General features: G+C 63.0%; 6 protein-coding genes. All 6 read right to left on the bottom strand.

What is annotated here, in order from left to right; translation table 11 throughout:
• Nucleotides 1–217: 217 nt before the first annotated feature.
• Nucleotides 218–829, bottom strand: coding sequence for a hypothetical protein (locus tag ACTHL0_RS21140; protein ID WP_440568854.1), 612 nt, complete (start codon nt 827–829; stop codon nt 218–220).
• Nucleotides 826–1,872, bottom strand: a complete 1,047-nt coding sequence (locus ACTHL0_RS21135) for a Tim44 domain-containing protein (RefSeq protein WP_440568853.1) — start codon at nt 1,870–1,872, stop codon at nt 826–828. The genes ACTHL0_RS21140 and ACTHL0_RS21135 overlap by 4 nt, the downstream gene beginning before the upstream one ends.
• Nucleotides 1,873–1,908: 36 nt before the next feature.
• A complete protein-coding gene (ubiE, locus tag ACTHL0_RS21130; RefSeq protein WP_440568852.1) occupies nt 1,909–2,640 on the bottom strand; it encodes a bifunctional demethylmenaquinone methyltransferase/2-methoxy-6-polyprenyl-1,4-benzoquinol methylase UbiE in 732 nt (243 codons plus the stop codon).
• Nucleotides 2,641–2,665: 25 nt separating this feature from the next.
• On the bottom strand, nt 2,666–3,079 hold the full coding sequence (locus ACTHL0_RS21125; RefSeq protein ID WP_440568851.1) for a gamma-butyrobetaine hydroxylase-like domain-containing protein: 414 nt from the start codon (nt 3,077–3,079) through the stop codon (nt 2,666–2,668).
• Nucleotides 3,080–3,166: 87 nt separating this feature from the next.
• Nucleotides 3,167–3,595, bottom strand: a complete 429-nt coding sequence (locus ACTHL0_RS21120) for an HIT family protein (RefSeq protein WP_440568855.1) — start codon at nt 3,593–3,595, stop codon at nt 3,167–3,169.
• 86 nt (nt 3,596–3,681) lie between these two features.
• Nucleotides 3,682–6,179 (bottom strand): DUF3400 domain-containing protein (locus ACTHL0_RS21115; protein WP_440568850.1); only part of this gene is annotated, 2,498 nt, incomplete at its 5' end.

The following is a 6,179-nucleotide window of genomic DNA, read 5'->3' as shown; positions in this document are numbered from 1 at the left end:
ACAGCGGCGGCAAAGGGCTTGGCGGCAAGAGTCATCGGGGAGCAATAAAAAGCCCGCGGGCGGCAGCCTACGCGGGCCTCTATTGTAGCGCCCGATCGCGGGGAAGCACTGGCGGGCGGGGTGTGCCAGACACGCCCTGTTCCCGCAGCAGCGAAGCGTCAGCCATCGCCGCGAGCGATGGTGCAAGTGGAACGCGACGTTCGTCCGCCTCCGCGCTTCAGTCAAATGGGCTTGTCGTCAGCGTACCGCCCGCCTGCGGCGCAATGTGCGCCGGCATCGGCGGCCCCCCGAGCGTGATTCGGATTTTCCCGTGCGAATCGGAGGTCTGATTGAGGCAATCGGCACGCTCGAACGACGACTCGTCGGTCGTTTCGCAGACCGCCGACCGAATCAGCGTGCGATCGGTACACAAGTCGGCAGTTCCCGGGGCGACCGGCTCGACCGCCTTCGTTTGGATCTTGACGCGCCACCACTCGGATTTGGAATCAATGCCGTTGATGAGGCGGACATGACATTGCCATCTGAAGTTGTCTTGCGGCCGAGTCGCGGTGACGATCCAGCCCAATTCCTTCGTTTCGGAAAAGCAGCCGGCTTCGAAAAGCTTTTCGTAATAGTGCCGGCTGAATACCTGGCCCGGCTTGACGGTGAACCCTTCCTCGCCCATCGGTCTGGCGCAGGAAGCAATCTCTTGTTCGAATCGGAACGTTGGATTGCCGGGATCCTTGCTTTCAAAAACGAGGCTATTGAAGCGCCTTTGCGGACCGGCATTCGCATGCAGCGCCCCACAGAGCAGGGCGATCGCGCACGCGATCGCCGTTAGCGCTCTCATGACGAAGATCCGAGCGAGCCTGTCGACGCATTCGATTGCTCCGGCGTCTGCTGGATGCCCGCGAGCAGCCAGCCATCCGCGCCGCGCTTGGGTTTCGTCAATTGCCATGTTTCGGCGAAGGATTCCGCGGCCGCGCCCGGCGCTTCGCGGATCAAGCCGCTGTAGCGCACGCTCGCGACGTACTCGAAGTCGTCTTCCGCCAGATCGATCAGCTCCGCATGAAGCTGGACGACGTCGGTTTGATTGCGCTCGCCGGCCCGCGCATCGAGATCGAGCTTCAATTCGGCGAACATCTGCGGGGTGGAAAACGCACGGATGTCCGCCATATCGCCTGCGTCCCATGCGGCTTGCAGCCGCACGAAATTGACCTTGGCATGATGGAGGAACGCCGACTCGTCGAAATCGGCCGGGCGCGCGAACGCCGCGTGTGTGACGCTTGCGGCCCCAGCCGAAGCGGTCGATGCAGGCAATGTCGATAAGCCACCGTTCGACGCCGGCATGTCGTACCCGCTGCCGAAGCCCTGGCGAGCCGTAGGCATCGCGCCGCCCGCCGTCGCCAGCGCCGCAGGTTTACGCCGCAACGACAGCAGCTTGCGCACGAGCCAGATGCCGATCATCGCCAACAGCGCGACGACGATCACGTTCGCCATCGCCCCGGCGAAAGCGCCGCCCAGCCCGAAGTGCGACAGCAGCGCCGCGATACCGAGCCCCGCGGCCAGACCCGCGATCGGGCCAAGCCAGCGCGAGCGCGCCGGCGTGGCGGCCGCTGCCGGCGCGGTTTGAGCACGCTGCGCCTGAGCACCCGCGCCCGGCTGCGTGCCGGCCTGGGCCGTACGCGCCGGCTGCTGTGCTGGCGGTGCGCTATCGCGCTGCATCGTTTGGGACTGGCGCCCGATACTGCGCCCGCCGCCCATTCGTTTCGCTTCGGCGTCGAGCGTGACGAGCGTACCGGCGGCTATCATCGTCGCCACTGCGAAGAGCCGGATTCGCTTCGAAAAACGCCATGAAAGCTGTTTGGAAGAATCGAAAAGCGAACCGGCCATGTTGGTATTCCCTATAAAAACAAGACGTTAGGTGATCTAATATTTCACCCCCACGTGCAAGGCTACCACGCCAGCTGACAAATTGTAATATTTCACACCGTCGAGCCCCGCCTGCTCCATCATCGTCTTCAAGGTGTCTTGATCGGGATGCATGCGGATCGATTCCGCAAGATACCGATAACTGTCGGCATCCTGGGCGAACCGGGAGCCAAGCCACGGCAAAACCTTGAACGAGTAGACGTCGTACGCCTTCTTGAGCGGCTCCCAGACCTTCGAGAATTCCAGCACCAGCAAGCGGCCGCCCGGCTTCAGCACGCGGCGCATCTCGGAAATGGCCACTTCCTTGCGCGTCATGTTGCGCAACCCGAACGCCACAGTGACGACGTCGAAATGGTTGTCCGGAAACGGGATTTTCTCGGCGTCGCACAGCAGCGATGGCGTCACGATGCCGCGGTCCAGCAGACGGTCGCGCCCAACGCGCAGCATCGATTCGTTGATGTCGGTATGCCAGACCTCGCCTTGCGGCCCCGCCTGCTTCGCGAACGCCTTCGACAGATCGCCCGTGCCGCCGGCGATATCGAGCACCTTATAGCCGGGGCGCACATTCGCCTGCGCAATCGTGAATTGCTTCCAGACGCGGTGCAGCCCGCCCGACATCAAGTCGTTCATCAGGTCGTAGTTCGTGGCCACCGAGTGGAACACGCCCGCGACCTTCTTTGCCTTGTCCTGTTCCTCGACGGTCTCGAAGCCAAAGTGGGTCTTGCTCATCGCGTTTATCCTCCGCGTTTTCGTTTCAGTGACAGTGGCCGCGCGGCGCACCGGCCGCCGCCATCGGCGCATCGCGGTCGAGCCCGGCGCTCGCGAGCTTGTCGAAGTAGGCGCGCCACAGTTCGTCCTGTTGCGTGGCCAGCTCGTACAGCAAATCCCATGAATAGATGCCTGTTGAGTGGCCGTCCGAAAAGCTCGGCTGCAGCGCGTAATTGCCCACGCCGTCGATCGAGACGATCGTCACGTCGCGCTTGCCCGTTTGCAGCGTTTCTTGTCCCGGCCCGTGTCCGCGCACCTCGGCCGAGGGCGAATACACACGCATCAATTCAAATGGAATCCGATAGCTGAGGCCGTTCGGGTAGCGCAGTTCCAACGCGCGCGATTTTGCATGGACGACGATGCCCGTGGGCACCGGCGTCTGGGAAGTCAGTCCGCTCATCGTTTGCCTCTCATTTCCTGTCAGCCGCCCGCAGCGGCGCACGGCATAGGCCCGCGCGAAGCGTTGCGCCGCGGGCGGCGGCGCCCATCACTCAGGGGCCTGCGACATTTCCTGCCGCAGCGCCTCGGCGATCAGCGTGGCCTGTGCACGCCGCTGTGCGAGCAGCGCCTCCGAAACGGAGCGTTGCCGGGGCGCCCAGATCGGCAGCGGAAAGTGCGCGTCGTTCGTAAAACGCGGAATCACATGCCAGTGTACGTGCGGCACCTGATTCCCGAGGCTGGCCAAATTCACTTTATTGGGCGCCAGCACACGCCGTACCGCACGCTCGGTGGCATACACCGCGCGCATCACATGATGGCGCTCGGCGGCCTGCAAATCCGAAAATTCCGCCACGTGCGCGTTCCAGATCACGCGACAAAAGCCCGGGTAGTCGTGCTCGTCGGCCAGCACGACGCGCAATGCATCGTCCTGCCAAAGCACGACCCCGCCTTCCTCACGGCAAAATACGCAATCCATCATCGTCCCTTGGCATCGGCCAATGTCGGTCAGCGCTGTCGGGCGCGGGCGCGAATTGCGCCCGGGCGCCCCGCGCATGGGCGCTATTACACCAGTACGCGCTCGATCCCGCCATTGTTCGCATGCTCGACGTAGTCAGCCATCCAGTTCTCTCCCAGGACGTGGCGTGCCATCTCGACGACGATGTAATCGGCTTCGATGCCCGCATCCTCGTTGTAACGCGAGAGACCTTGCAGGCACGACGGGCAGCTCGTCAGCACTTTGACGTCGGCCGCGCCGTTGCCGGCATGCGCCGTTTCGCCGCCGTTCGCCCCCGCCGACGTCACCGGAATCTCGCGCAGCTTGGCCGCCCCCTTGCGGATCTCTTCTTCCTTGCGGAAGCGAACCTGCGTCGAAATGTCGGGCCGCGCCACCGCGAACGTGCCCGATTCGCCGCAGCAGCGTTCGTTCTTCGCGATCTTGTAGCCGTCGTGCTCGGCCCCCATCAGTTCATTGACGAGCGTGACGGGATCCATCGTCTTGATCGGCGTATGGCACGGGTCGTGATACATGTAGCGCGTCCCGCTCACGCCCTCGAGCTTCATTCCCTTCTCGAGCAGAAACTCGTGGATGTCGATGATGCGGCATCCCGGGAAGATCTTGTCGAATTCATAGCCGGCGAGCTGGTCGTAGCACGTACCGCACGACACCACCACCGTCTTGATATCGAGGTAGTTGAGCGTGTTGGCCACCCGGTGGAACAGGACGCGGTTGTCCGTCACGATCTGCTCGGCCTTGTCGTACTGCCCCGCTCCGCGCTGCGGATAGCCGCAGCACAGATACCCAGGCGGCAGCACGGTCTGCACGCCGGCCTCCCACAGCATCGCCTGCGTGGCCAGACCCACCTGCGAGAACAACCGCTCCGATCCGCAGCCCGGGAAATAGAACACAGCTTCCGAATCGACGGTCGTCGTCTTCGGATTGCGGATGATCGGGACGATCTTGTTATCTTCGATGTCAAGCAGCGCGCGCGCCGTCTTTTTCGGCAAGTTGCCCGGCATCTTCTTGTTGACGAAGTGGATCACCTGCTCGACCACAGGCCGCTTGCCCGTCGTCGCGGGCGGATGCGCCGTCTGCTTCTTCGTGAAATTCTTCAGCAGATCGTTACCCAGGCGCTGCGCCTTGTAGCCGATGCCCATCATCGCCGTGCGGGCGACGTTGATCGTCTGCGGATTCGTCGCATTGAGGAAGAACATGCCCGCGGCCGCACCCGGGTTGAACTTCTTCTTGCCCATCTTGCGCAGCAGGTTGCGCATGTTCATCGACACGTCGCCGAAGTCGATCTTGACCGGGCACGGCGTCGCGCACTTGTGGCAGACCGTGCAGTGGTCGGCCACATCGTTGAACTCGTCCCAATGTTTGATCGACACACCGCGGCGCGTCTGTTCTTCATACAGGAACGCTTCGATCAGGAGCGATGTCGCCAGGATCTTGTTGCGCGGGCTGTAGAGCAGGTTCGCGCGCGGCACGTGGGTCGCGCACACGGGCTTGCACTTGCCGCAGCGCAGGCAGTCCTTCACGGAATCGGCAATCGCGCCGATGTCCGACTGCTGCATGATCAGCGATTCGTAGCCCATCAGGCCGAAGCTCGGCGTGTAGGCGTTGCGAAGATCCGCGCCCGGCAGCAGCTTGCCTTTGTTGAAGCGGCCGTGCGGATCGATCCGTTCCTTGTACGCACGGAAATCGGCAATCTCGGCTTCCGTCAGGAACTCGAGCTTCGTGATGCCGATGCCGTGCTCGCCCGAAATCACGCCATCCAGCGAACGCGCGAGTTTCATGATGCGCTCGACGGCCTTGTGGGCGTCCTGCAACATCTCGTAGTTGTCGGAGTTGACGGGGATGTTCGTATGAACGTTGCCGTCGCCCGCGTGCATGTGCAGCGCGACGAACACACGCGCGCGCAGCACCTTCTTGTGGATCGCCTGCGCTTCGTCGAGGATCGGTTTGAACTCGCCGCCATTGAAGATCTGGCGCAGTTCGGCCCGGATCTCCTGTTTCCACGATGCGCGGATCGTGCGGTCTTGCATCACATGGAAGACGGTCACGCCCGGTTGATCGTCGACACGATCGGCGAATTTCTCAGCCAGCGCTTCGTAGCCGAGTTGAACGAGGTAGTGCTGCGCCTCGCGCAGCGACAGATCGAGCTTGTCGCGCACGAACGTCCAACGGGCACGCACCCGCGCCAGCAGGGCCAGCGCTTGCTGCACGCGGTCCTCCAACAGCTCGGCGCTCGGGATTTCGTTTGCGTCGTCGGTCTTGCCGAGCGGCAGGTTGCCGCCCTTGAAGAACGCTTCGAGGGCATCGACAAGCTGCAGCTTGTTCTTCAGCGACAGTTCGATGTTGATCCGCTCGATGCCGTCCGTGTACTCGCCCATGCGATTCAACGGGATCACGACGTCTTCGTTGATCTTGAACGCGTTCGTGTGCTTGGCGATCGCGGCCGTGCGGCTGCGGTCGAGCCAGAAACGCTTGCGCGCTTCGGCGCTCACCGCGACGAACCCCTCGCCGCTCTTGCCGTTGGCCATGCGAATGACTTCGGAGGTGG

Source organism: Trinickia sp. (genome assembly GCF_051961175.1).
Classification (GTDB): Bacteria; Pseudomonadota; Gammaproteobacteria; order Burkholderiales; family Burkholderiaceae; genus Trinickia.
The sequence above is the reverse complement of the archived record's forward strand: the minus strand, read 5'-3'. Positions and strand labels throughout refer to the sequence as shown.

What these genes read in the sequence shown, in the direction of transcription:
- ACTHL0_RS21125 (WP_440568851.1), bottom strand. Translation starts at nt 3,079, where the DNA reads ATGAGCGGACTGACTTCCCAGACGCCGGTGCCCACGGGCATCGTCGTC.
- ACTHL0_RS21135 (WP_440568853.1), bottom strand. Translation starts at nt 1,872, where the DNA reads ATGGCCGGTTCGCTTTTCGATTCTTCCAAACAGCTTTCATGGCGTTTT.
- ACTHL0_RS21140 (WP_440568854.1), bottom strand. Translation starts at nt 829, where the DNA reads ATGAGAGCGCTAACGGCGATCGCGTGCGCGATCGCCCTGCTCTGTGGG.
- ACTHL0_RS21120 (WP_440568855.1), bottom strand. Translation starts at nt 3,595, where the DNA reads ATGGATTGCGTATTTTGCCGTGAGGAAGGCGGGGTCGTGCTTTGGCAG.
- ubiE (WP_440568852.1), bottom strand. Translation starts at nt 2,640, where the DNA reads ATGAGCAAGACCCACTTTGGCTTCGAGACCGTCGAGGAACAGGACAAG.